Source organism: Rhodocista pekingensis, assembly GCF_042665545.1.
GTDB classification, from domain to species: Bacteria; Pseudomonadota; Alphaproteobacteria; order Azospirillales; family Azospirillaceae; genus Rhodocista; species Rhodocista pekingensis.
In genome coordinates this window covers 721,205-745,276 of sequence record NZ_JBHTCM010000010.1, presented here as the reverse complement: position 1 = coordinate 745,276, position 24,072 = coordinate 721,205, and the positions used below count along the sequence as shown (strand labels likewise).

25 protein-coding genes and 1 tRNA gene are annotated in these 24,072 nt (G+C 71.7%); 11 read left to right on the top strand and 15 right to left on the bottom strand.

The features are described from left to right. Nucleotides 1–114: 114 nt before the first annotated feature. The 3 genes from ACFQPS_RS11760 to ACFQPS_RS11750 all read right to left on the bottom strand — a co-directional run bounded on the left by ACFQPS_RS11760 (nucleotide 115) and on the right by ACFQPS_RS11750 (nucleotide 2,943). Nucleotides 115–1,737, bottom strand: a complete 1,623-nt coding sequence (locus ACFQPS_RS11760) for an ABC-F family ATP-binding cassette domain-containing protein (RefSeq protein ID WP_377359178.1) — start codon at nucleotides 1,735–1,737, stop codon at nucleotides 115–117. Nucleotides 1,738–2,096: 359 nt separating this feature from the next. Continuing rightward, nucleotides 2,097–2,170, bottom strand: a tRNA-Gly gene (locus ACFQPS_RS11755). Between the two features lie 80 nt (nucleotides 2,171–2,250). Next, nucleotides 2,251–2,943, bottom strand: coding sequence for a GNAT family N-acetyltransferase (locus ACFQPS_RS11750; RefSeq protein WP_377359176.1), 693 nt, complete (start codon nucleotides 2,941–2,943; stop codon nucleotides 2,251–2,253). Between the two features lie 324 nt (nucleotides 2,944–3,267). Here ACFQPS_RS11750 and apaG point away from each other — a divergent pair, with 324 nt between their 5' ends. From apaG to ACFQPS_RS11735, 3 genes are all read left to right on the top strand, one after another. Beyond that, nucleotides 3,268–3,660 carry a Co2+/Mg2+ efflux protein ApaG gene (gene apaG / locus ACFQPS_RS11745; protein ID WP_377359174.1) on the top strand — a complete coding sequence of 131 codons (393 nt, stop codon included), beginning with the start codon at nucleotides 3,268–3,270 and terminating at the stop codon, nucleotides 3,658–3,660. A 267-nt stretch (nucleotides 3,661–3,927) separates the two neighbouring features. Further along, nucleotides 3,928–4,563 (top strand): GTP cyclohydrolase I FolE, encoded by a 636-nt coding sequence (folE, locus tag ACFQPS_RS11740; protein WP_377359581.1) that lies wholly within the window; start codon nucleotides 3,928–3,930, stop codon nucleotides 4,561–4,563. A gap of 43 nt (nucleotides 4,564–4,606) precedes the next feature. After that, entirely contained in the window at nucleotides 4,607–4,987 is a 381-nt protein-coding gene (locus ACFQPS_RS11735; RefSeq protein WP_377359172.1) for a tRNA-binding protein, read from the top strand. A 142-nt stretch (nucleotides 4,988–5,129) separates the two neighbouring features. Here the strand turns inward: ACFQPS_RS11735 and ACFQPS_RS11730 are convergent, their stop codons facing one another. After that, nucleotides 5,130–7,412 carry a carbohydrate-binding domain-containing protein gene (locus ACFQPS_RS11730; protein ID WP_377359171.1) on the bottom strand — a complete coding sequence of 761 codons (2,283 nt, stop codon included), beginning with the start codon at nucleotides 7,410–7,412 and terminating at the stop codon, nucleotides 5,130–5,132. Nucleotides 7,413–7,860: 448 nt separating this feature from the next. After that, a complete protein-coding gene (gene cobT, locus ACFQPS_RS11725) occupies nucleotides 7,861–8,895 on the bottom strand; it encodes a nicotinate-nucleotide--dimethylbenzimidazole phosphoribosyltransferase (protein ID WP_377359169.1) in 1,035 nt (344 codons plus the stop codon). Between the two features lie 104 nt (nucleotides 8,896–8,999). On the opposite strand from cobT, the gene cobS reads away from it, so the two are divergent. The 3 genes from cobS (at nucleotide 9,000) to ACFQPS_RS11710 (ending at nucleotide 11,257) form a co-directional block, all read left to right on the top strand. Then, entirely contained in the window at nucleotides 9,000–9,800 is an 801-nt protein-coding gene (cobS, locus tag ACFQPS_RS11720) for an adenosylcobinamide-GDP ribazoletransferase (RefSeq protein WP_377359168.1), read from the top strand. A gap of 7 nt (nucleotides 9,801–9,807) precedes the next feature. Further along, nucleotides 9,808–10,431 carry a histidine phosphatase family protein gene (locus tag ACFQPS_RS11715; protein WP_377359167.1) on the top strand — a complete coding sequence of 208 codons (624 nt, stop codon included), beginning with the start codon at nucleotides 9,808–9,810 and terminating at the stop codon, nucleotides 10,429–10,431. A gap of 151 nt (nucleotides 10,432–10,582) precedes the next feature. After that, nucleotides 10,583–11,257 carry a lipid-binding SYLF domain-containing protein gene (locus tag ACFQPS_RS11710; RefSeq protein WP_377359164.1) on the top strand — a complete coding sequence of 225 codons (675 nt, stop codon included), beginning with the start codon at nucleotides 10,583–10,585 and terminating at the stop codon, nucleotides 11,255–11,257. A gap of 19 nt (nucleotides 11,258–11,276) precedes the next feature. Here the strand turns inward: ACFQPS_RS11710 and ACFQPS_RS11705 are convergent, their stop codons facing one another. From ACFQPS_RS11705 to hemC, 5 genes are read right to left on the bottom strand one after another with little or no spacing between them, the layout of a single operon-like run. After that, a complete protein-coding gene (locus ACFQPS_RS11705) occupies nucleotides 11,277–12,287 on the bottom strand; it encodes a CobD/CbiB family cobalamin biosynthesis protein (RefSeq protein ID WP_377359163.1) in 1,011 nt (336 codons plus the stop codon). Nucleotides 12,288–12,304: 17 nt separating this feature from the next. After that, nucleotides 12,305–13,756: a heme biosynthesis protein HemY gene (locus ACFQPS_RS11700; protein WP_377359162.1), complete on the bottom strand. Its 1,452-nt coding sequence runs from the start codon at nucleotides 13,754–13,756 to the stop codon at nucleotides 12,305–12,307. Then, the gene (locus ACFQPS_RS11695; RefSeq protein ID WP_377359160.1) at nucleotides 13,753–15,645 is read right to left on the bottom strand and encodes a COG4223 family protein; all 1,893 of its coding nucleotides are present in this window, start codon (nucleotides 15,643–15,645) and stop codon (nucleotides 13,753–13,755) included. Before ACFQPS_RS11695 ends, ACFQPS_RS11700 begins: the two co-directional genes overlap by 4 nt. Nucleotides 15,646–15,705: 60 nt before the next feature. Further along, on the bottom strand, nucleotides 15,706–16,428 hold the full coding sequence (locus ACFQPS_RS11690; RefSeq protein ID WP_377359158.1) for a uroporphyrinogen-III synthase: 723 nt from the start codon (nucleotides 16,426–16,428) through the stop codon (nucleotides 15,706–15,708). A 14-nt stretch (nucleotides 16,429–16,442) separates the two neighbouring features. Next, complete coding sequence (gene hemC / locus ACFQPS_RS11685) at nucleotides 16,443–17,414, bottom strand: hydroxymethylbilane synthase (protein ID WP_377359155.1); 972 nt, start codon at nucleotides 17,412–17,414, stop codon at nucleotides 16,443–16,445. Between the two features lie 80 nt (nucleotides 17,415–17,494). On the opposite strand from hemC, the gene tsaD reads away from it, so the two are divergent. Next, a complete protein-coding gene (gene tsaD / locus ACFQPS_RS11680; protein WP_377359154.1) occupies nucleotides 17,495–18,574 on the top strand; it encodes a tRNA (adenosine(37)-N6)-threonylcarbamoyltransferase complex transferase subunit TsaD in 1,080 nt (359 codons plus the stop codon). 109 nt (nucleotides 18,575–18,683) lie between these two features. Continuing rightward, nucleotides 18,684–19,685: an NAD(P)H-dependent glycerol-3-phosphate dehydrogenase gene (locus ACFQPS_RS11675; RefSeq protein ID WP_377359152.1), complete on the top strand. Its 1,002-nt coding sequence runs from the start codon at nucleotides 18,684–18,686 to the stop codon at nucleotides 19,683–19,685. Between the two features lies 1 nt (nucleotide 19,686). Here ACFQPS_RS11675 and ACFQPS_RS11670 read toward each other — a convergent pair whose 3' ends face one another. Then, entirely contained in the window at nucleotides 19,687–20,283 is a 597-nt protein-coding gene (locus ACFQPS_RS11670) for an ATP-dependent Clp protease proteolytic subunit (RefSeq protein ID WP_377359150.1), read from the bottom strand. 111 nt (nucleotides 20,284–20,394) lie between these two features. Continuing rightward, complete coding sequence (locus ACFQPS_RS11665; RefSeq protein ID WP_377359148.1) at nucleotides 20,395–21,477, bottom strand: BON domain-containing protein; 1,083 nt, start codon at nucleotides 21,475–21,477, stop codon at nucleotides 20,395–20,397. Nucleotides 21,478–21,638: 161 nt separating this feature from the next. Here ACFQPS_RS11665 and ACFQPS_RS11660 point away from each other — a divergent pair, with 161 nt between their 5' ends. The 3 genes from ACFQPS_RS11660 to ACFQPS_RS11650 are packed head-to-tail and all read left to right on the top strand — an operon-like array spanning nucleotide 21,639 to nucleotide 22,769. Beyond that, nucleotides 21,639–21,923 carry a YciI family protein gene (locus ACFQPS_RS11660; protein WP_377359146.1) on the top strand — a complete coding sequence of 95 codons (285 nt, stop codon included), beginning with the start codon at nucleotides 21,639–21,641 and terminating at the stop codon, nucleotides 21,921–21,923. A 26-nt stretch (nucleotides 21,924–21,949) separates the two neighbouring features. Next, nucleotides 21,950–22,363 carry an EVE domain-containing protein gene (locus ACFQPS_RS11655; RefSeq protein WP_377359145.1) on the top strand — a complete coding sequence of 138 codons (414 nt, stop codon included), beginning with the start codon at nucleotides 21,950–21,952 and terminating at the stop codon, nucleotides 22,361–22,363. Nucleotides 22,364–22,373: 10 nt separating this feature from the next. Further along, a complete protein-coding gene (locus tag ACFQPS_RS11650) occupies nucleotides 22,374–22,769 on the top strand; it encodes a Rieske (2Fe-2S) protein (RefSeq protein ID WP_377359143.1) in 396 nt (131 codons plus the stop codon). A 36-nt stretch (nucleotides 22,770–22,805) separates the two neighbouring features. Here the strand turns inward: ACFQPS_RS11650 and ACFQPS_RS11645 are convergent, their stop codons facing one another. The 3 genes from ACFQPS_RS11645 to ACFQPS_RS11635 all read right to left on the bottom strand — a co-directional run bounded on the left by ACFQPS_RS11645 (nucleotide 22,806) and on the right by ACFQPS_RS11635 (nucleotide 23,988). Next, on the bottom strand, nucleotides 22,806–23,081 hold the full coding sequence (locus ACFQPS_RS11645) for a hypothetical protein (protein WP_377359140.1): 276 nt from the start codon (nucleotides 23,079–23,081) through the stop codon (nucleotides 22,806–22,808). 181 nt (nucleotides 23,082–23,262) lie between these two features. Next, nucleotides 23,263–23,493: a hypothetical protein gene (locus ACFQPS_RS11640; RefSeq protein ID WP_377359138.1), complete on the bottom strand. Its 231-nt coding sequence runs from the start codon at nucleotides 23,491–23,493 to the stop codon at nucleotides 23,263–23,265. A 156-nt stretch (nucleotides 23,494–23,649) separates the two neighbouring features. Beyond that, nucleotides 23,650–23,988 (bottom strand): hypothetical protein, encoded by a 339-nt coding sequence (locus tag ACFQPS_RS11635; protein WP_377359137.1) that lies wholly within the window; start codon nucleotides 23,986–23,988, stop codon nucleotides 23,650–23,652. Between the last annotated feature and the right edge of the window lie 84 nt (nucleotides 23,989–24,072).

Here is a 24,072-nt window from a genome sequence, read left to right as displayed (position 1 = left end):
AACGCCGCCGAAGGCCGCCGGCGGTCACTTGGCGCATCACTGGCGAAGAACGACCCATGAACTGCTGACGACCGCCTGGATTCGGCGTCGCCTTGGCCCCCGGCTTGTTCCCGTTCAGCTGCGGAGTCCAGGCGCTTCATGCCCGGTCCGCGCCACGTACTCCGTATAGCCGCCGCCATACTGGTGGATACCATCGGGCGTCAGTTCCAACACACGGTTGGAAAGCGCGGCCAGGAAATGCCGGTCGTGCGAGACGAACAGCATGGTGCCCTCATAGGCGGCCAACGCCGTCAACAGCATTTCCTTGGTATCGAGATCGAGATGGTTGGTCGGTTCGTCGAGGACCAGGAAATTCGGCGGATCAAACAGCATGATCGCCATCACCAGCCGCGCCTTCTCCCCGCCGGACAGGACGCGGCATTTCTTTTCCACGTCATCTCCGGAAAAGCCGAAGCAGCCGGCAAGGGCGCGGAGCGACCCCTGGTTCGCCAGGGGGAATGCAGCTTCCAGGGCCTCGAAAACGGTGTGACCGCCGTCGAGCTGCTCCATCGCATGCTGGGAGAAATAGCCCATCTTGACGCTGGCACCGATGGCGACGGTGCCGTGATCCGGTGCTGTGGTACCGGCCACCAGCTTCAACAATGTGGATTTGCCGGCACCGTTGACGCCCATCACGCACCAACGCTCCCTGCGCCGGATCGTCAGGTCGAACCCGTGATAGATGGTGCGGCTGCCATAAGCCTTGTGCACGTTCTTCAGGACGGCCACATCGTCGCCCGAGCGGGGCGCCGGCCGGAAGTCGAACGCCACGATCTGGCGGCGTCTCGGTGGCTCGACACGCTCGATCTTGTCCAGCTTCTTCACCCGGCTTTGCACCTGGGCCGCGTGCGAGGCCCGGGCCTTGAAGCGTTCGATGAACTTGATCTCCTTGGCCAGCATGGCCTGCTGCCGTTCGAACTGTGCCTGCTGCTGCTTTTCGTTCAGGGCACGCTGCCGCTCGTAGAATGCGTAATCCCCGGAATAGCTGGTCAGCGACCCGCCATCGATCTCGATGATCTTGCCGACGATACGGTTCAGGAACTCGCGGTCATGCGAGGTCATCAACAGGGCGCCATCGTAGGCCTTCAGGAACTGCTCCAGCCAGATCAGGCTTTCGATATCCAGGTGGTTGCTCGGCTCGTCCAGGAGCATGGCGTCGGGCCGCATCAGCAGGATGCGGCCAAGGGCCACCCGCATCTTCCAGCCGCCGGACAGGTTGCCCACGTCCGCGTCCATCATCTCCTGGCTGAAGCTGAGCCCGGCGAGAACCTCCCGTGCCCGTCCCTCCAGCTCGTAACCGCCCAGTTCCTCGAACCGCGCCTGCACCTCGCCGTAGCGCGCGATGATCGCGTCCATATCGGCGGCGCGATCGGGATCGCACATGGCTGCTTCAAGCTCGGCCAGTTCCGCCGCCACGGTGCTGACCGGCCCGGCTCCGTCCATCACTTCCGCCACCGCGGTCCGGCCGGACATTTCGCCGACATCCTGATTGAAATAGCCGATCGAGACCTGCTTCTCGATCGACACCTGGCCCTCGTCCGGTGACTCCTCGCCGGTGATCATCCGGAACAGCGTGGTCTTGCCGGCACCGTTGGGACCGACCAGGCCGACCTTCTCCCCCCTGTTCAATGCGGCGGACGCTTCCAGGAAGAGGAGTCGGTGACCGCTCTGCTTGGTGATGTTCTCAAATCGGATCATATGCTACGCGATTCCCTTCACGGGGCTGCTGGCCGTCTCTGATCAGGTCAAGACTGTCGGAGGTTCGGGGGGGCGTTCGAGGCCCGGACTGAATTCCCGTATCAGACCAGCCCCGCTCCCCCTGCCCGGTCCAGCAGAATTGTCTCAATGCTGCCGTCCCGGCGGGCCTGGCCGCCAAGCGCTCCATAAAGAGCAACCCGTCATGCCCATGGAATGAGCGCTCACCCGTCGATCGGGCCGTAGCTACCCTGACTGGAGGGGGCTTGCCAACGCGCAAAATCGCCACGGGAAACCGAAGTTTTCCGTACTTTCCATACGCGCAATTTCGGGGAGGACGGGCGCTAAGCCCTTGAAAAGACTGGAGCGGGTGAAGGGAATCGAACCCTCGTCGTAAGCTTGGGAAGCTTCTGCTCTACCATTGAGCTACACCCGCGCCGCTCCGTCCTTATAGGGCCTTCCGGCGGCCGGTTCAAGCACCCGCGTGGGGTGTCCGGTGCCTCTCCTGCCGACCGCTCAGCGGCGGGCGGAGCGGCGGGGCCGGTGGGGGGAGGCGGAGGGGCCGAGGTCGGGCGGCGGCAGCACCGTGGCGGGCAACACCGCGGCGGACAAGATGGGCGCGGGCGGCAGGGGAAGCGGGCCGGCAAGCTCGCCGGCACGGTTGCCGTCGGCCGCCTCGGCCGGCAGGCCGTCCTGCTCATCCGCCGGGGCGCTGCTGCCGTCGGCGCGGCCGACCAGGCCGGAGACGCCGGCCAGCGCGCCGGGGACCAGCTCCAGCCCGAGGAAGCGGTCGAGATCCACCGGACCCGGCAGCGACAGGTCCAGCGTGTTCTCCCGCGTGAAGCCGAAGCGGGCATAGTAGGGCGCGTCGCCCACCAGCAGCACGATGCGGTGGCCCTGCTCCGCCGCCCGGTCCAGGCTGTAGCGGATCAGCGTGCCGCCCAGTCCCTTGCTGCGCCAGTCCGCATGGATGGCGATCGGGCCCAGCAGGATGGCGGGGGTGGCGCCGCCGACCAGCACCGGCCAGTAGCGGATGGTGCCGACCAGCCGGCCGTCCTCATCCGTGGCGACGAAGCTGAGCCCGGCCACCGGCTCGATCCCGGCGCGCAGGCGGTACACGGTCTTGGCATGGCGCTTGGCGCCGAAGGCGTCGTCCAGGAGGGATTCGATGCCGGCGGCGTGCTGCGGCTGCTCGGGAGCGATCATCATCGGAGGGGGAGATCCCGGTATCGGTAAGCGGTGCAAGGCACCTGGTCCCGGGCTCCTGTCGCGCGTTGTGCGCCGTCAGCACCCGGGCGTGCGGTCCGTCCGCCCGCGGAGCGGGCGACCGTCCGGTCGTCGTCGGAGTGAGGCGGGGCGCAGCATGGCGCGGCTCTTCAGCAGTTATGCCGTGCGGCCTATATGACCTGCTGCCGACCCCCGCGCAAGACCCAATTTACCGCAGGGCCGTTGCGCGCCGGGCGGGGGTCCGCGTCGGTGCGACGAGGGGCGCGGAGCAGGCCGGTGAGGGCCGGGCAGGGCCGGGGAGGGATGATGTACAGCGAGGTCACACGCTCGGTCCGGGTCACGGTCCGGCCGGAATATCTGGCGCAGCAGTCGCAGCCCGGGGAACGGCGCTTCGTCTGGGCGTACCATGTGCGGATCGAGAACGAGGGGGTGGAGACGGTGCAGCTCCGCACCCGGCACTGGCGGGTGACCGACGCACAGGGCCGCTTGCAGGAGGTGCGCGGGCCGGGCGTCGTCGGCGAGCAGCCGGTGCTGCGCCCCGGCGACGCCTTCGAGTACACCAGCGCCACGCCGCTGCCCACGCCGTCGGGCTTCATGGTCGGCAGCTACGGCATGGTCACCGCGGCGGGCGAGGCGTTCGAGGTGCGCATTCCCGCCTTCTCCCTGGACAGCCCGCACGGCCGCAGCCGCCCGAACTGAGCCGGCGGCGCCGCCCGTCCGGCGCTGTCCATCGGGGGCAGACGCCGGCTACCGCTTCCGATCCGTCGTGCGCTTGAAAGCCCCGGTGGGTGGTCCACCTTTGTGCAGGGCAGGCCGTCGCCCCGGGAGGGGGCCGGCCCGCCCGCGGGATACGGGGCCTGTGAAATGGCAAGGGCGCCCGTTTCCGCGCAGCGTATGAAGAAGAGACACGAGACGAGACCAAGGAAGAGGAGGCCGCAGGTGAGCCCCAGCAAGACGACCGCCGGCATGATCGTTCCCGGCCCCGCGCACGGCCGCCGCGCCGCCGCCGCTCTGGAGCGCCCGACCCGGGCCGAGGCGGAGGCCGCCGTCCGCACCCTGATCCGCTGGGCCGGCGACGATCCCGGGCGCGAGGGGCTGCTGGGCACGCCGGACCGCGTGGTCCGCTCCTACGAGGAGTTCTTCGCCGGCTACCACGAGGACCCGGTGGAGCTGCTCTCCCGCACCTTCGAGGAGACCGACGGCTACGACGAGATGGTGGTGCTGCGCGACATCCGCTTCGAGAGCCACTGCGAGCACCACATGGTGCCGATCATCGGCAAGGCCCATGTCGCCTATCTGCCGCGCAAGCGGGTGGTCGGCATCTCCAAGCTGGCGCGGGTCATCGAGGTCTATGCCAAGCGCCTCCAGATTCAGGAGAAGATGACCTCGCAGATCGCCAACAGCATCGACGAGGTGTTGCAGCCGTTGGGCGTCGCCGTCGTCGTCGAGGCGTCGCACCAGTGCATGACCACCCGCGGCGTCCACAAGCCGGGCGTCAGCATGGTGACCAGCCGCATGCTGGGCGCCTTCCGCGACGACCCGACGACGCGGCGGGAGTTCCTGGCTATGATCGGCAATCCGACCAACCGCGTGGAGGCCTGACGGCGGCAGCCGCCGGGGCGCCACCCCCGCCGGGACACGCCGCATGAGCCAGACGCCCCCTGACAGCACGCCCCCTGACAGCACGCCCGCGCGCATCGGCTTCGACGACTTCCTCAAGGTGGACATCCGCGTCGGCACCATCGTGCAGGCGGAACCCTTTCCGGAGGCGCGCAAGCCGGCGATCCGGCTGTGGGTCGATTTCGGCGCGCCGCTGGGGATCAGGAAGTCCTCCGCCCAGATCACCCGGCACTACACGCCCGAGGGGCTGGTGGGGCGGCAGGTGGTGGCGGTGGTCAACTTCCCGCCGCGCCAGATCGGCCCGGTGATGAGCGAGGTGCTGGTGCTGGGCGTGCCCGACCCGGACGGTCAGGTGGTGCTGCTGCGCCCGGACCTGCCGGTGCCGGACGGCGGCCGGATGTTCTGACGCCTGGATGTTCTGAACCGCGGGTCCCGTCCGGGCAGGGATGGCGGGCAGGGATGGGCGGGCAGGAGTGGGAAAGACGGTGAAGGGGCGGGCACGTCGGCCCGCCCCTTCGTCCGTCGACACGCCCCGGCGGATTGCCGGATCAGAGATCGGCGTGGGTGGCGAGTCCGGCCAGCCCGATGAAGTCCACCTTCGTCACGTCGAAGTGGACCTGGCCGTTGCCGGTCAGGAAGCCGGCCTTGCCCGGATCGAAGGTCTGGTTCCCGACGACGATCCTGTCGATCTCCAGGTTCCGGTCCATCCCCTTGCCGCCGTACAGGTCGTTGAAAAACTCGACGCTGATGCGGTTCGGGTCGGTCCCGGCGGGCAGGTTGAACTTGAACTGCTGCCAGCCGTCGCCGCGGTCCATGGTCACCGTCTGGGCACTGCCGAAGGCCTTGCCGTCCAGCAGCAGGCGGAACTGCGGGTCGCCCTTGTAGTCGTCGCCCGCGGCGTAGACGGTCACCGGCACCGGCTTGGGAGCCGGCGTCGGTGCGGGAACCGGCTTGGGCGTCGGCGCCGGGACGGGCGCGGGAGCCGGCGCCGGGCTGTCCGGCAGATCGAAATGGAGCTGGCCGTTGCCGGTCAGGAGGCCGGCCTTGCCCGGATCGAAGGTCTGGTTCCCGACGACGATCCTGTCGATCTCCAGGTTCCGGTCCATCCCCTTGCCGCCGTACAGGTCGTTGAAATACTCGACGCTGATGCGGTCGGGATCGGTCCCGGCGGGCAGGTTGAAGTTGAACTGCTGCCAGCCGTCGCCGCGGTCCATCGTCACCGTCTGGGCGCTGCCGAAGGCCTTGCCGTCCACCAGCAGGCGGAACTGCGGATCGCCCTTGTAGGCGTCGCCGGCGGCGTAGACCGTCACCTTGAGCGGTGCCGGAGCAGGTGTCGGCGTCGGAGCAGGGGCCGGCGTCGGAGCGGGCGCGTCGGCCGGCAGGACGACCTTGATCTGGCCGTCGCCGGTCAGGAAGCCGGCCTTGCCCGGATCGAAGGTCTGGTTCCCGACGACGATCCTGTCGATCTCCAGGTTCCGGTCCATCCCCTTGCCGCCGTACAGGTCGTTGAAATACTCGACGCTGATGCGGTTCGGGTCGGTCCCGGCGGGCAGGTTGAACTTGAACTGCTGCCAGCCGTCGCCGCGGTCCATGGTCACCGTCTGGGCGCTGCCGAAGGCCTTGCCGTCCACCAGCAGGCGGAACTGCGGGTCGCCCTTGTAGTCGTCGCCCGCGGCGTAGACCGTGACCGCCAGCGTCTTCGCTTCCGGCGTCGGGGTCGGCGCGGGCGGCGGGGTGACGACCGGATCGGGGGTGGGCACCGGCTCCACCGGGCTGGAACCCGACGGCTTCCAGGCGGCGCGGTCGGTGACGTTGCCGGTCTGCACCACGTCCGTCGCCTTGCCGGAGATGGCGATGGGGGCGGCGCCGGAGTCCTCGATCAGGTTCTTCTCAAGGCGGATGTCGTCGATCCTGTCGCCGCGGACGAAGATGCCGTTCTTCTCGGCATCCAGGATCTGGTTGTTACGGACGATGATGTCCTCGACCATCCGGCTGGTGCCGGAATAGATCATCACGGCGCCGTGGCCGGTGCTGTAGCCGCCGACATTCTTGATGGTGTTGTTCTCGACGACGACGTTCTTGACGCCCCAGGTGTCGTAGGCCGGTTCGGAGGCGATGTAGACGCCGGCGGCCCCGTTCTTGTTGCCGTCCACCAGATTGTTGCGGATCACCACGTCCTGGCCGCCGACGACGCTGATGCCACGGCCCCAGTGGTTGTTCACGATCGTGTTGTTCTCGATCGTGATGTCCTGGGTCCAGGCGGCGTTCTTGGCATAGCTGACGACGGCGATCCCGTCATCGCCCGAATTCTCCACCCGGTTCCCCTTCACCAGGATGTCGTGGGAGCCCTGGTAGAAGTGGATGGAGTCGGCGTTGGTGTTCTTCACCGCGTTGTTCGTCACCTTCCCGAAGGCGGATTCCTTACCGACCAGGATGCCGGCACCGAAGGAATTGTTGATGGTGACGTGGTCGATCTCGAAATTCTTGGCGCCGACAACCCAGATCTTGGCGCTGTTGCCGGTGCCGCCCCGGGTCGTCGCGTCGCTGTCCAGCGTCAGGTTCTTGATGGAGGCGCCGTCGCCGCTGACGATCAGGGCCTGGGCGTCGGAGCTGGCCGCTCCCACCGCCTTCAGCACGGACTTGCCCCCGGCGCCGTAGATGTCCACGCCGTCGATCTTCAGCACGCCCTTGTGCAGAAAGTTCCCCTCGGGAACGTACACCGCCTGGCCCGTGGCCTTGGCGTGGTCCAGCGCCTTCTGGATGGCGGCCCTGTTGTCCGTGCGGCCATCGCCGCGGGCGCCGAAATCCGTGATGGAAACGTAAGTAGACATGGGTCGGTCCCAATCCGTGGTCTGCGGGCGGCCCGTCCTTTCCGGAAGCGGAAGGGCAGGCCGTGGCTGCCGACATCGGATCTCCGAACGGATGTTCAGGTCCTGCCGAGCCCCCACAGGATCGGGGTAGTTCACTAATTGAGGATTAATCCGTAAGGGTGAGATAAGGCCGAAATCGCACACCCAAGAAGTTTTGTCGCAGGGTGTGTGAGATAACGGGGTGCAAAAAGGTGGTAAAAAGCGTGACTATAATTCGTTGATGATTTCGAATTAGCTTTGTCTTGAATCCAGATATGGTTTTCTGGCGTTTCAGACATCCGGTATACCTGTTCGACTCGAACTGGATTGCGGGTGCCGATCCGGCCGGAACCGGGCGCCGGACAGGAAAAGGGCGGAGCCGCCGCTACGGCCCCGCCCCTCCGTCCTTGTCCCTTGCTGTGCCGATCCGTCAGCCCTGCCCGCCGGCGACGCCCGCCTCCTGGAAGGTGGACATGCCGGTGTGGCAGGCCAGCGCCGCCCGCAGCACCGGGATCGCCAGCGCGGCCCCTGACGCCTCGCCCAGGCGCATGCCGAAGTCGAACAGCGCCTCCTTGCCGATCGCCTTCAGCAGGCGCTGGTGGCCGGGCTCGGCGCTGCAATGGGCGACGACGCAGTGGTCCAGCGCCTTCGGGTCGGCCTTGTAGAGAATGGCGGCCGCGGCGGTGCAGGTGTAGCCGTCCAGCAGCACCGGCACGCGCGCCATGCGGGCAGCGATGACGGCGCCGGCGATGGCCGCCAGCTCCAGCCCGCCCAGGCAGCGCATCGTCTCGAACGGGTCCGTCAGGGCCGAGGGGTTCGCCTTCAGCCCGGCGGCCACGGCGGCCCGCTTGCGCGCCAGCCCCTCGTCGTCGATGCCGGTGCCGCGGCCCACCCAGTCGACCGGATCGCCGCCGAACAGGCCGGCGCACAGGGCGGCGCCGCTGGTCGTGTTGGCGATGCCCATCTCGCCCAGGCAGAGCAGGTCGATGCCCGGCTCCACCGCCATCATGCCGTAGGCCATGGCCTGGGCGCAGGCGCCCTCGTCCATGGCCGGGCCCTGGGTGAAGTCGGCGGTCGGGTGCTCGATGTCCAGCTCGTAGACCCGCAGGTCGGCATCCGCCGCGCGGGCGAGCTGGTTCACGGCGGCACCGCCGTTGACGAAGGTCTGCACCATCAGCGCCGTGACCGAGGGCGGAAAGGCCGAGACACCCTGGGCGGCGACGCCGTGGCTGCCGGCGAAGACGGCGATGCGGGGGTGGTTCAGCGTCGGCGGGGTGCGGCCCTGCCAGGTGGCGAGCCAGTGCGTCAGCTCCTCCAGCCGGCCCAGTGAGCCGCGGGGCTTCACGAGCTGCACCTCCCGCTGCATGGCGGCCGTGCCGGCTTCCAGGTCGGGGCCCGGCATCTCGGGCAGGATGCGGCGGATTTCGTCCAGGGTGGCGGGAACCGGGGCGCTGTCGGAGGGCATGTCACGTCCTGATGGGTTGTCGTCATCCGTCGGGGCAGGCGGCTCCCCCCTGAAGGGCTGGAACGGCGCTGGCGGCGGCGGCGCTCCTCCCGTATACCGGACGGATGACCGATGCAACACGGCCGCGGCCGCCCTCTGCCCTCGCGGAACTGACCGCGGCGATCATCTTCCTGACCCGGGTGCCGCTGCCCTTCCGGGGTGAATGGACGGCCGACCTGCACCAGCGGGCCATGACCTGGTTCCCCATCGTCGGCGCCCTGATCGGCGCCGCGGGCGGGCTGGTCTACTGGGGCGCCGACGCGGCGGGCCTGCCGCCCACGCTCTCGGCCCTGCTGGCGCTGGCGGCGCTGGTCTGGCTGACCGGGGCGCTGCATGAGGACGGGCTGGCCGACGTCGCCGACGGGTTCGGCGGCGGGCGCGACAGATCGTCCAAGCTTGAGATCATGAAGGACAGCCGGATCGGCACCTATGGCGGCGTGGCGCTGCTGCTGGCGGTGCTGCTCCGGGGCGGGGCGCTGGCCACGCTGGCGGACCCGCGGACGGTGGCGCTGGCCCTGATCGGTGCGCACGCCTTCACCCGCGGGGTGATGCCGCTGCTGAAGCTCGCCCTGCCGGAGGCCCGCCAGGGCGGCGTCTCCGCCTCCATGGGCAAGCCCAACAGCGCCCGCGCCCTGACCGCCGCCTTCATCGGGTTCAGCCTGGGCGCCACGGCGCTGGGGCAGATGCATCTGGACTCGGGCCTGTACGGGCTGGCCGTGCTGGCCGCCGCCACGCTGGCCACGGTCCTGGTCGGACGGCTGGCGCTGCGCCAGATCGGCGGCGTCACCGGCGACGTGCTGGGGGCCGCGCAGCAGGTGGGGGAGATCGCCTTCCTGCTGGCCCTCATCTCCGTGACGGCGGCGTGAGGCGGCGGTGACGGGAGCCCCCTTCGTCGCCACCCGCTGGTGGTGGGTGCGGCATGCCCCGGTGGCCGCCGCGCCCGGTGTCATCGCCGGGCAGCTCGACCTGCCGGCGGACCTCTCCGACCGGGACGGGCTGGCGGCGCTGGCCCCGCGCCTGCCGACGGACGCGGTCTGGCTGGTCACGCCGCTGCGCCGCACGCGGGAGACGGCGCAGGCCCTGCTGGCGCTGCGCGGGGACGGAGAGACGCCCGCCCCGGCGCTGGTGGCCGAGCCCGAGCTGATGGAGCAGCATTTCGGCGCGTGGCAGGGCCGCACCCATGCCGACCTGTCCGGCGAGCCGGGCGTGGACCGCTTCTGGGAGGCGCCGGCCCGCGCCGCCCCGCCGGGCGGGGAGTCCTTCGCCGCCGTGGCGGACCGGGTCGGCCGCGCCGTGGACCGGCTGTCGGCGCTGCATGCGGGGCGCGACATCGTCGCCGTGGCGCATGCGGGCGCCATCCGGGCGGCGGTCGGGCACGCCCTTTCGCTGACCCCCGAAAGCATGCTGGCCCTGTGCGCCGATTGCCTGCATCTCTCCCGTCTGGACCGGGTGGCGGGAACCTGGCGCGTGGTCGCGGTCAATCTTCCGCCGCGATGAGGCCCCGCATCCGCCGCCTTCGCCGGCCAGCCTCGTCCCTCCCGACCGACGCCCGCTCCGGGGTGGGCCGCCGGTCGCGGATGTGGTAGTCGGGGCGGCAATGCCGTCTGTCTTTGGGAGTGGAGGGAGACCGCCGATGAGAGGGCTGGCGATGAGAAGGCTGGGTGCGGCCCTGCTGGGGCTTCTGCTGCTGGTGCTGCTGGCACCGGCGCGTCCGGCGCACGCGCTGACGGAACCGGAACTGCTGGTCGAGCGTGCCCGTGTGACGGCGCTGACGCTGCTGACCGATCCGGAATACGCCACCCTGAAGTCGCTGGTGCAGCGGTCGCGGGCAGTGATGATCCTGCCGAACGTGATCCAGGCGGGCTTCTTCCTGGGCGGCGGCGGCGGCACCGGGGTACTGGTCGCCCGCGGCGACGACGGTGCCTGGTCCGGTCCCGCCTTCTACACCATGGCCGAGGCCAGCTTCGGCCTCCAGTTCGGTGGCCAGTCCTCGCAGATGATGCTCGTCATCATGACCCAGAAGGGCCTGGAGGCGGTGATCGACCGCAAGGTCAAGCTGGGGGCGGACGCGAACGTGGCGGTGGGCGAGCTGGGCACGGCGGTCGGTGCCGGCTACGGCGTCGGCATCGGTGCCGACATCTATGTCTACGCCAAGAGTTCGGGCCTGTTCGGCGGGGCGGCGATCGAAGGCTCCGTGATCGCGCCGCGCACGGAATGGAACAACAGCTTCTACCGGCAGGAGACCAGCCCCCGCGGCATCCTGCTGGACCGGGCCTTCTACCGGCCCGAGGCGCAGGCCCTCGCCAGCGTCCTGAACCAGTAGCCGCCGCTGCCCGGGCCCGTCACCAGACGGGCCCGAAGCGCAGCAGGGCCAGACCCGCGGCCCCGGCCAGCAGGCCCGTCAGCATCACCGTGACATGGTAGAGCACCAGCGCCGGCCGCAGGTCGGCCGGCTGGGCGCGGGCGCGGCCATCGCCCAGCCAGGGCTCCTTCACCACCATGTCGCCCTCCCGCCGCGGTCCGGCCAGCGACAGGTCCAGCGCCCCGGCCAGGGCGGCCACGGGCCAGGCGTCGTCGCGTGCGGGGTGCCCGGGGGCCGTGGACAGCATGGCGCGCACGGCGCCCAGCCCCTGTGCCCCCGGCACGAACAGCGCGGACAGCGCCAGCAGGACCCCCGTCAGCCGGGCGGGCAGCCAGCCCATGATCCGGCCCGTCCGCGCCGCGGCGGCGCCGAAATCGGCATAGCGCGGGGTGTCGTGGCCGATCGCAGCAGACAGTGCATCGGCCACGGTCCAGGCCAGCATCCCCGGCAGGCCCAGCAGCGCGTACCAGAAGGCGGGCGCCACCACCCGCCGGGCCAGATCGCGCGCGCCGGCCTCGGCAGCGGCGCGGACGACGCCGTGCAGGTCCAGACGCCAGCTCTGGCGGTCGCTGATCTCGGCCAGGGCGGAGCGGCCGGCCTCCAGGCTGGCGTCGGGGCCGGACAGGGCGTCCAGCACGCCGCGCATGCCGACCCAGGGCTGCCGCACCGCCACGCAGCGCAGCACCAGCAGTAGCTCCAGCATCCAGCCATAGGGCAGCAGCCGGGCCACCACCGTGACGGCGGTGCCCACGACCAGGGCGGCCAGCATCAGGAAAAGGACGGTGATGAGGCCGCGCAGGCGGCGGGTGGCATCGGACCGCTCGATGCGGTTCAGCCGCCGGTCCAGCCAGTCCCCCGCCCGGGCCGCAAGCGCGCGCGGGCGGGGGATGTACCGGTTCAGAAGCCGCCAGTCGCCCAGGAAGGCGTCCAGCAGCAGGGCCAGCAGAAGGATCAGCAGGGTCTCGGCCCCGGCGGGCAGCGGCAGAAGCATGGACCCTGCTTAACGGCTCACCCCTCCTGTGCCAAGCCCCCGGCCGGGGTGTCCGGCGTGGCAGCGGCGTTGGTGCCGGAAGCGGTGCTGGCGGGTGCGGTGCTGGCGGGGCGGGAGGCGGCGGGCAGGATTGCCGCCGGGGCGGCGTCGGCCAGACGCAGGGCCGGCTTCGCGGCCCGCCACTCCATCGTGTCGAAGCCGCGGCAGGACGGGCACACCGCGCTCCAGCCGGCGGACGGCGTGCCGCAGGCGGAACAGACCCAGACCGGGTCGGGATCGGGGTGCAGGCCGGCGCTGCGCTCCAGCCACTCCCGCATCGCCTCGCCGTCGGCATCCTCGTGCCGGGCCAGCTCCGTCAGCAGGCGGAAGACATGCTGCGTCGGGGCCAGGGTCCAGGCCTTCTCCAGATGGGTGCGCGCCTGCGCCCGCTGGTCGGCCCGCAGGCAGGCTTCGCCCAGGGCGACATAGGCGGCCGCGGCGCGCGGGTCCAGCGCCACCAGGGCCTCGTAGCGCTTGACCAGCGAGGCCGGGTCGATGCCCGGACGGAAGATCGCTTCGATCCGGCCCCAGGCCTCGGCCAGCTCGGGGTGCGGGGCGATCTTCCACGCCTCCTCGATGGCGCGGGTGGCGGCCTTGCGGTTGCCCGCCTGGGCCCGCAGCGTCGCCACCAGCACGGCCGCCGGAACATGCGACGGCATCTGCTCGTTGGCGCGCTGCGCCAGGGCCAGCGCATCCTTGCTGCGGCCCTCGGCCACGGCGGTGCGGGCGCGCTCCACCAGCAGGGCGACGCGGTGGCGGCGCAGGGTCTCCTGCGGCAGGGCCTTGGTCGCGGTGGCGCGGTCCAGCGCCTCCTCGGCCTGCTTCCAGTGGCCCTCCTTCGCCTCCAGCTCCATCAGGGCCAGCACCGGCCACTGCGCCTTGGGCTGGATCTCCGCGGCGCGGCGGGCCAGCTTCAGCGCCTCCGTCCGGTCGCCGCCCTTCAGCGCCTGGGTCAGCAGCCCGCGCAGGCCCAGGAACTCCGTCTCCGGGCGTTGCAGCATGGACTGGAAGTACTTGCGCGCCGCCATGTCGTCGCCGGCGAGCTGGGCCGCCTGCGCCGACAGCAGCAGCGTCAGCGGCGGCTCGTTCAGCAGCGTGTCGGCCTTGCGGGCGAAGCGGCTGGCGGCCTCACGGTCGCCGGCGGCCACCGCCACCATGCCCTGGGTCAGGGCGTGGTAGCCGCGCTCCCGCTTCGCCGCCTGCCGGCTGCGGGCGAAGGCGGCGGGGCCGCCCACGACGAAGCTGAACACCCGGTACAGCACGACCGCGGCGACGATGATCACCGCCAGCGCCAGCAGCATGGCCCAGAAGGGCATGTCCACCATCCAGTCCTGGAACTGGATGGAGACGCTGCCGGGATTGCGCGCCAGCCAGATCGCCAGCGCGATCAGCAGGCCGATCTTGATGAAGAAGAAGACCGCGCGTCTCATTGGCCGCCCTCACCGATCCGGGTGACGGCCGCGTCGGTCAGGGCCTGGGCGGCCTTCTCCGCGGCCACGCGGCTGCGCGCGTCGGCCAGCCAGGGTTGCAGCGCCGCGGCCGCGGGCCCGGTCAGCGCGTCCAGCTCCTTGACCGCGAGGGTCAGGTTGCCCTGGTTCAGCGCCTCCTCGGCCCGCGCCACGATCGAGGCCCCGTCGGCGCCGGCGATGTCGCCGGAGGCGCGGCGGACGGTGATGATCGAATTCAGCCGGCCGAGCGTCAGGTCCAGCCAGTCCGCATCCGTGCGGGTGCGGTCGGCGCGGATGACCTCCGGCGCCAGCCGGCGGAACGATTCGTGCAGCGCGGCGAAGGCCGGCAGGCCCTGGGCCGCGCGGGCCTCCAGCGTGTCGAACAGCTCGTCCAGCCCCGCCCCCTCGGGCGAGATCGCCCGCGCCGTCGCCAGCTCACGGGCGTAGGGGCGGCCCGAGGCCAGCGCGGACTGCAACTGCGCGGCGACCAGCACCAGGGCGTCGCCGCCCTTCACCGCCTCGCCGGAGGCCAGGGTCTGGATGGAGGCCAGCGTCGTCGCCAGCTCGTCCACCCGGCCCGGCAGGTCCACCAGTTCCTGCGGCAGCGGTTCCGGTTCCGGCAGGGTCGGCTCCGGCTTCGCGGCCAGTTCCTGCACCGCGCCCGACAGCTCGGTCACCTGCTGGCCCAGCGCCTCCAGCTCCTCGCGCAGGGCGGAGGTATCGCCGGCGGCGGACAGATCGGCGATCTGCCGGGCCAGGGCGTCCACCTGCTCCCGCAGGGCCGCGGTCTCGCCGCCGGCCGCCTGCGCCTCACCCAGCGCCCCCTGCACCTCGGCCAGGGCGGTTTCCGTCTTCTCCAGGCGACCGGCCAGATCCTCCACGGCGGCCGGATCGGCGCCGGGGGTGGGGGCCGGGGCCGACTCCAGCGCCTCGATGCGGCCGGCCAGGGTCTCCACATCCGTGCGCAGCGGCTGCAAGGCCGCCTGGGACAGCCCGCCGCCCTCGGCCGGGGCCGCGGCCGCCTGCTCCAGGGCGGTGACCAGCATCTGCACCCGCTCGCGCAGCTCGGCGAACTGCGCCTCCACCTTGGCCGGGTCGATCGACGGGGCCGGCGGCGCCGGGGGTGCCGGCGGCGGCCGGTCGGCCACGGCGCGCAGGTCGGCCGTCAGCGACTCGATGCGGCGGCGCAGCGCCTTGTTCTCCTCCTGGAGCGCGGTGACGCTCGCCCGCGTCTCGGCCAGCGGGTCCGCCGTCGGCGCCGCGGAAGGCAGGCCCGGCAGGTACTTCAGCAGGTCCGGCTGGTAGAGCTGGGCGCCGACGACGCCCGCCGACCCCAGCGCCAGCAGCAGCGCCAGCGTGCTGACGAACCCGCCGCCGCCCCGCTGCACCTCCGGCTGGGGCGACTCGGGATAGGGGGTGGCGGTCACGGGCGAGGCTTCCGGTTCCGTCGCCGACTCGGTGCGGCCGTACCCGTCGCTGTCGCGCGTCCCGTCGGTGGCGTAGCTGGACGCACCGTAGTCCGATCCGCTCCGGCCCGACTCGCCATAGCCCGACTCGCCGTATCCCGGCTCCCCGTCCAGGGGATCGAGGTCCGCCGGCTCCTCCAGCGCCGGGCCGACAGCCCGGTCCAGATCCTCCGTCGTCAGCGGGATGCCGTAGGCCGCGGCGGCGGACATCAGGTCCTCGCGCCGCGACTCGGGGATCTGGCCGCGCTTGCGCCAGCCCTGCACGATCGTGGCGGGGATGCCCAGCTTGGCAGCCGCGGAGCGGACGCCGCCGAACCATTCGATGATGGAATCCGTGGCCCGGGACCGGGCCGCGTCGTAACCCTCTTCCGGGCTGGGGTAGTGATCGGATGCCGGGCTGGCCATCGGTCCTTCCTTCGGGCTCTGGTCCGGCTTGCGCGACAGGCCGGGCCCGCAGGGGCGGTCTCAGCCAGCCGTACCGGCCGGGGGCAGCAGATCAAGCAGCGCCCCGGCGGCGGGCCGCTCCGCGACGCGTACGGCCTGCCAGGGCAAACCCGCCGCCGCGGACGCGACGGCAGGACTGAGACAAAAGGCAGACATGCCGGCACACCGGTCGGCTAAGCCTGCCGCGGTAGCCAGCCTAACAAACGTGCGTGCAGTGCGGGGAGAGAAAAACAACGCGATGCTAATGTCGGCCTGTCGCAGCGCGGAAACCACCTCCGGGGAGAGGTGCTCCGCCGCCACGGCCTCATAGCCGACGATGCGGTCCACGGTGTAGCCGTCCGGTCCCAGCAGCTCGGCCAGATCGGCGGCCAGGTCGACTCCGCTGACATGCAGCAGCCGCCCGGCGGCGGGATCGACCTCCCGCCGGATCAGGGCGGCAAGGTGGACGGCATCGCCCTCCGCCTCGCGCACCTCGGCGAATCCGGCGGCCCGGGCCTCGTCCCCCGTGCGGCGGCCGACAGCCAGAACGGGCAGATCGCGCCGGTCGGTGCGCGCCAGCGTTGCGCGCACCCCGTTGATGCTGGTCAGCAGCAGCGCCTGCACGCCCGCAAGGTCCAGCGCGGGGCCGGGCAGCAGGCGCACCTCCAGCAACGGCTCGATCAGGGTGGTGAAACCGCGCGCGGCCAGCTCGGCCGCCGTCTGGTCGGCCTCGGGCTGCGGGCGGGTGACCAGAATTCCGGTCACGCCGCGTCTCCCTGTCAGATCGCCGAACCGGGGCCGGCCGGCCCCTCGATGGCGCCCGACACCGCGAAGAAGTCCGGCGGCAGCTTCGCCTTCAGCTCCTGCCCGGCGTCGATGCCCATGGCCTCCGCGTCGTCCGGATCGCCGCGCCGCTCGGTCCGGTAGAACTCCTGGCCGTCCGGCCGGATGACCAGGGCGGACAGGGTCAGGCTGCCGTCGCCCGGCAGTTCCGCCAGCGCCGCGATGGGCGTGCGGCAGGAGCCGTCCAGCGTGGCCAGCACGCCGCGCTCGGCCGTCACCCGGGTCATCGTCTCGGCATGGTTCAGCGCCGCGACCAGGGCGTTGGTCACGTCATCGGCCGCCCGCGTCTCGATGCCGATGGCGCCCTGCGCCACGGCGGGCAGCATCACGTCGGTCTCGATCGCCGCGGTCATGTGCTCGACCAGCCCCAGCCGGCGCAGGCCGGCCAGCGCCAGCAGGGTGGCGTCCACCTGCCCCTCGGCCAGCTTGGTCATGCGGGTCTGCACGTTGCCGCGGAAGGGCACGACCTTCAGGTCCGGCCGGCGGGCCAGGATCTGGGCCTGACGGCGCAGGCTGGCGGTGCCGACGACCGCCCCGGCCGGCAGCTCGTCCAGGCCGCAGCCATGGCGGCAGAACCAGGCGTCGCGCGGGTCCTCCCGCGGGAGCATGGCCGTGAGCTGGAGCCCGGTCTGGCGCCAGGTCGGCACGTCCTTCATGGAATGGACCGCCAGGTCGATCGTCTCGGCCTGGAGGGCCTCCTCGATCTCCTTGGTGAACAGGCCCTTGCCCCCCGCTTCCATCAGCGTGCGGTCCAGGATGCGGTCGCCCGTGGTCTTGATGACCACGATCTCGATCGCATCCGGCTCGGCCAGATGCGGGTGGGCTTCGGCCAAACGGCGGCGGGTCTCGTGGGCCTGCGCCAGCGCCAAGGGGCTGCCGCGCGTCCCGATGCGGAGGGGCTGTTTCATGGCGCTCTCAATATCGCCGTTCGCGTCCGCTGGGAAGCCTCCCTTGCCGTCGAAGTGTCGCGGCACTAGGTTCCGCGGCCATGATCACCGTTCCGCAAAGCCCCGTCGTGCTCGGTATAGAGACGAGCTGCGATGAAACCGCCGCCGCCGTCGTGGCCGGCGACGGCACCATCCTGTCCAGCGTCGTTCTGTCGCAGCTCGACGACCACGCCCCTTACGGCGGCGTCGTGCCGGAGATCGCGGCGCGGGCGCACCTGCACCATCTCGACGGGCTGGTCCGCCGCGCCCTGGACCAGTCGGGCGTCGGGCTGGACGGGCTGGACGGCGTCGCCGCCACGGCCGGCCCCGGCCTGATCGGCGGGGTGATGGTGGGGGTGATGACGGCCAAGGCCATCTGCGCGGTGCGCGGCCTGCCCTTCATCGCCGTCAACCATCTGGAGGGCCACGCGCTGACGGCCCGGCTGACCGAAGGGGTGGCCTTCCCCTATCTGCTGCTGCTGGTCAGCGGCGGGCACTGCCAGTTGCTGGCGGTGGAGGGGGTGGGGCGCTACCGCCGGCTGGGCACCACCATCGACGACGCGGTGGGCGAGGCGTTCGACAAGTCGGCCAAGCTGCTGGGCCTGGGCTATCCCGGCGGGCCGCTGATGGAGCAGGCGGCGCAGGCCGCGCGCGATCCCGGCCGGTTCGATCTGCCGGTGCCGATGAAGGGGCGGCCGGACTGCGACTTCAGCTTCTCCGGCCTGAAGACGGCGGTGCGCCGGCATGCGGAGACGCTGGGCGGCAGCCCCGCGCCCGAGGACGTGGCCGATCTCGCCGCCGCCTTCCACCGTGCCGTCGGCGACAGTCTGGTGGACCGCTGCGGCCGAGCCATCGGCCGTTTCCGCGCCCTGCACCCGGACGGCCGGGCCCTGGTGGTGGCCGGCGGCGTGGCGGCGAACCGCTATCTGCGGGCCCGCCTGTCCGCGCTGGCGGCCGACGCCGGGCTGGACTTCGTGGCGCCGCCGCTGGGGCTCTGCACGGACAATGCGGCCATGATCGCCTGGGCCGGGGTGGAGCGGCTGCGCCTGGGCCTGACCGACCCGCTGGACTTCGCGCCGCGGCCGCGCTGGCCGCTGGACCCGACCGCGGCGAAGGCGCCGTTCGCCGGGGCGAAGGCGTAGCGCACCCGGCGCGCGGGCGGCGCGGGAGGGGGGCTCGGGCGGCGCGCCTTGCCGCACTTCGTTGCGCGTTCCCGGCCCCCGCGCTAAGCGTGGGGCCGGAAGCAAGGGGATGCGAGGCATGCAGCGGATCGGAGTGATCGGGGCAGGGGCGTGGGGCACGGCGCTGGCCATGGCGGCCGGCCGGGCCGGGCGCGAGGTCGTGCTCTGGGCGCGGGAGCCCGAGGTGGTGGAAGGCGTCAACGCCGACCACGAGAACAGGCCCTTCCTGCCCGGCGTGGCGCTGGACCCGGCGATCCGCGCCACCGGCGACCTGGAGGAGGCCGCGGCGGTGGACGCGCTGCTGCTGGTCACGCCGGCGCAGCATCTGCGCGCCGCCTGCCGCGCCCTGGCGCCGGTGCTGGACGGCGCCGTGCCGGCCGTGATCTGCGCCAAGGGCATCGAGCTGGACACCGGCTGCCTGATGACGGACGCGGCGCAGGCCGAACTGCCGGACAACCCGCTGGCCGTGCTCTCCGGCCCGACCTTCGCGGCGGAGGTGGCGGCCGGGCTGCCCACCGCGGTGACGCTGGCCTGTGCCGACGCCGCGGTCGGCCGCACCCTGGTGGAGGCGCTGGGCGGCCGCAGCCTGCGGCCCTACCTGTCGGACGATCTGGTCGGCGCGCAGGTCGGCGGTGCGGTGAAGAACGTGCTGGCCATCGCCTGCGGCGTCGTCGAGGGCCGCCGGCTGGGCGACAACGCCCGCGCCGCCCTGATCACCCGCGGGCTGGCGGAGATCGCGCGGCTGGGGCTGGCGCTGGGCGCCCGGGCGGAGACGCTGATGGGCCTGTCCGGCCTGGGCGACCTGACGCTCACCTGCTCGTCCTTGCAGTCGCGCAACATGAGCCTGGGCGCCGCCCTGGGCCAGGGCCGCCGGCTGGCCGAGGTGCTGGGCGAGCGCCGCAGCGTGGCGGAGGGCGTCTACACCGCTCGCGCCGTGGTGGAACTGGCCGGGCAGCGCGGCGTGGACATGCCCATCTGCCAGGCGGTGGACGCCATCCTGAACCACGGTGCCGACCTCGACTCGGTGATCGAGGCGCTGCTGACCCGCCCGTTCAGGACCGAGGGGTTCTGAGTCAGACCACCCACCAGCGGCCGCCGCGGGGCACGGTGAAGCCGCCGGTCCGGCTGGCGATGCCGAGCGCGACCGCCTCCTCCGCCCCGACGATGGTGGAGGCGGCGCGCATCCGCCGGACATCCTCCAGCGGCAGGCCGGTGCAGGCGGCGGTGATGCCGGACAGCACCCGCTCGTGGCTGGCGATACAGGCGTGCGCGTCCGCGACCTGCGAGGGCGCCACCTCGCCGTTCGCGGCGAAGGCCCAGCTCACCCCGTGGAACAGGAAGGTGGACCAGGGATCGGCCACCCGCTCCCGGCCCAGCAGGAAGGGCAGGATCGCCACGCTGTCCACGCTGCCCAGATTGTAGGTGGTGAAGTGCAGCGGCAGCCCGCGGAGCTGGTTGAACGCCGCCAGCCCGGCGACGATGCCGCCGCCGCCGCTGCCGATGCCCAGGTGGATGTGCTCCACCCCCTCGCCCATCAGCGTCTGGCAGGCCGCCAGCAGGGCGCAGACACTGTCATTCGTCACCGGTCGCAGGAAGGTGACATGGGCGGCGGTGTGGGTCTCCGGCGGCAGGCGCTGGTCCGTGGGGCGGGCGGGGCGGGGCGCATGCACGGCCGGAAGGTCCACTGCGGGAGGGGAGGCCCCCCATCCCACCCCCGCAGCGGTTAAGGGGCCGTGAAGACCGGCCCCGGCCTTCCCCTGCCGCGAACAGGCAGCCGGGCGTCAGCGCGTCGTCGAGGTGCTGCCCAGCCCGCCCGAGCCGCCGGCGCCGAGGCCGCTGCCCGTCGTACCCGTGCCGCTGCTGCCCGCCGTTCCGGTACCCGCCGTTCCGGTACCCGCCGGTCCGGTACCCGCCGTTCCGGTACCCGTCGTGCTGCTGCCCGTTCTGCTGCCGGTGGCGGTCGCCGCGTCCGTCGAACTGATCCGCCCGCCGGAGGTGGTCATGCCCTCCGCCCAGGAACCGCGGTCGCGGATGCGCAGGTTGTTCTGGACATGGCGCACGCCGGAAACCGACTCGGCCAGATCCTCCGCCCGGCGCTTGTCCTGGCGGCTTTTGACCTGGCCGGACAGGGTGACCTCCCCGTTCGTCGCACTGACGTCGATGTCCGAGGCGTCCAGCCGGAAATCGTCGGTCAGCCGGTCGTTGACGTCTTCCACGATGCGGCTGTCCGAGCGGGTGTAGTTGCGCGGGCCGCGGCCGCGGTGGTGCTGCGCGCCCTCGTCCCCGGCATGGGCGTCGCGCTCGCGGCGCCGCTCGGCCTCGTCGCTGCCGAACCAGGAGGCGATCTCGTCCCCGGCGCGGGAGAAGAAGCCGCGATCCTCCGCGCTGCCGCCGCGCCAGCCGCGCCCGCCCTCGCCGTAGGTGTCGCTGCGGCCGCCCGCGTAGTTGTAGCCGCCGGCCTCGCGGCCGTAGCGCTCGCCATAGCCGCCGCGGCGGTCCTCGGACCCGGAATAGGTGCCGCGGGCGCCGTAGTAGTCCCGCGCGCGGTCCTCGCGGGAACCGTAGCCGCGCCCGGCCTGATCGTCGCGGCCCTCGTTCCGGCCGTAGTCGCGGCCCTCCCAGGCGCCGTAGCCGCTGCCGGAGCCCCGGTCGTCGCGGAAGTCCCGCATGTCGTCGCGCATGCCGCGGCTGTAGTCGCCCAGGTCGCGGCGGCCGCGGTCATGGTCCCGCGGGTCGCGCCCGCCCATGCTGCTGCTGCTGGAATAGCTGCCGTAATCGCGGCCGCCGTAGTCGCCGCCGCGGCGGGACCGCTCCTCGTCGCGGCGGTAATAGTCGCCCCGGTAGCGATCGTCATAGTCGGCCATGGTGACTTCTCTCCCGTGTTGGCGCCGGGTGGCGTCCAGGCCCCCGGCATGCAGTCCCGCCAACAGGGGGCCGGCGTCCCGGTTCCGCCCGGCGCCGCAGCCCCTTTATCCGTCCGCGCCGCCGCGATAGTGTCGCCGCCGGACATGAGGAGACCCGACCGATGCCCTTCATCCTGGAATGCCTCGACAGGCCCGGCAGCCTGGATATCCGTGCCGCGAACCGCCCGGCGCACCTGGCCCACATCGACACGGTGGCCGACCGCGTGATCGCCGCCGGCCCGATCCTGGCCGACGACGGGGCCACGCCGGTGGGCAGCCTGCTGATCCTGGACTTCGCCGACCGCGCCGAGGTGGAAGCCTTCGCCGCCGCCGATCCCTATGCCCGGGCCGGGCTGTTCGCCAGCAGCAGCATCCGGCCCTGGCGCAAGGTCTTCCCCAAGGCCTGAGCCCGGCAGAGCGGAGGAGGGGGCGCATGGCCCACTGGCTGGTGAAGTCGGAGCCGTTCAAATATTCGTGGGACAGGTTCGTGGCCGATGGCCGGACCCACTGGGACGGCGTGCGCAACCATCAGGCGGCGAACAACCTGAAGGCCATGCGGGTCGGCGACCGGGCCTTCTTCTACCACTCCAACGAGGGGCTGGAGATCGTCGGCGTGGCCGAGGTGGTGCGCGAATACTACCCCGACCCCTCCGACGGAAGCGGCCGTTTCGGCATGGTGGACCTGGCGCCGGTGCTACCGGTCCGGGTGCCCGTGACGCTGAAGCAGATGAAGGAGGACCCGCTTCTGTCGCAGATGCAGCTCGTCCGCCAGTCGCGCCTGTCCGTCTCGGCCGTCACGACCGAGCAGTGGGCGCGGGTCTGCGCGTTGGCGGGCATCGAAGCCTGAGGGAAGGAGAATGGCCGGTGGAGAGCCGACCGGCGGGGCGTCCCTGCGGCTGTGCCGGCTGGCGGACATCCCCGACGGGCAGGCCCGCGGCTTCGTGACCGGCAGCGCCGCCGACGGCGGGACCGCGCCGCGCCGCCTCCTGGTGGCCCGCCGCGGCGACCGGGTCTTCGCCTATGTCAATTCCTGCCCGCATGCGGGGGTGCCGCTGGACTGGCAGCCGGACCGCTTCATGAGCCCGGACGGGGCCTTCCTGCACTGCGCGACCCACGGCGCCCGCTTCCGGGTGGAGGACGGGGTCTGCGTCCACGGCCCCTGTGCCGGGCGCGGGCTGACGCCCGTGCCGGTCGGGCTGGAGGACGGGCAGGTGGTGGTGACGGATGCAGGCGGGGTGCCAGCGGACGGGTGAGCCCCGTCCGGCGGAATGGTGCCGGGGCTACCTACGTCAGTGCAGCACCGGGCCGCCGCCGGTCCCGCTGTCGTCGCTTCCGTTTCCGTCGCTCCCGCTGTCGGTCCCGTCCGTCGCCGCCCGGCCCAGACGGTCCGCCACCTCCTGCGCGAAGACGAGCGGGCTGACGCGGCCCAGCAGCGGGTCGATGCCCAGTTCGGCGCACTGGAGATAATAGCGCAGCCGGTCCGCTCCCTCCGGATCGAGGGTGTCGATCTCGGCGGCGGCATGGTTCAGCGCCTTCAGCAGTTCCTTGTCCGTCTCAAATGCCATTCTGGAGCCCGCGACATCTCGGGGCCCGCATTCTGCCGGGGTGGGGAGCGTTGTAAAGCGCAAACTGGTTACCATGGTATGCGCTCGCCTTGCGTACAGGGCGTCCACTTGGCCCGGTCTGGCCGTTTCCAGGGAAGGCCGGCTGGTTTTCCGGCCTGGTCTTGGCGGGCGCATCAGGGCTTCATTTGCCGGCTTTGCGGACCTTCAGAGTCCCGCCGCCCGGGCGGTGGCCGATGACGGCCAGGGCGAATTCCAGCGGGCTGCGCATGCCGAGTTCGGCGTCGATCCCCAGCTCTTCGCACTGCCGGAGATAGCGCAGCCGCTCGATTTCCCGGAAACTGCGGACAGGGTTCTCCCGCACCGGCTCGTCCAGGCACGCCACCAGCGTGTCGAAAGCGGAAGACTTGCTCATCGCGGACTACTCCAATGCCCTACCGGGACATACCGGAACGCGAAAAGGATGGGAAGCACGCAGATCGCATGCAACCCCCTTATACCCGCTTATACTTAAGGGCACCGGAATCCCGACGCGCAACCCCCTGTGCGTGCCGTGCGCAAGGCGCAGGGCTCAACGCCAGGGCGTCAGCTCGAAGCGGAGCAGGAACCGGTTGCAGACATCGAGCGTGAGCATCTCGCCGGTCCAGGCGACGGCATCGCCGGTCAGGTCGCTGGCGATCATCAGCCCGGCCGTGAGCTGCCGGCCGGCCTCTCCCGCCACGGCGGTGACGCCGTCCTGCCGCACTTCGGCGGACAGTTCCACGATCAGCCCGTAGCGGGAGATCAGTCCCAGGCCCAGCAGCAGCGCCAGCCCGGTCAGGGCGCGGCGGTTGTTGCGGCGGCGGGCGACAGGGTCCCCGGTCACGGGGAAGGCGGGGCGGGGCGACGGACAGGGCGTGTCGGCCGGCATGGATCGGCTCCGGAACTGACGACTGTTCCTGTATACCATGCCGATACGGGTTTTTCTGTGTCCGTTGTCACAGGTTCCCGGGCA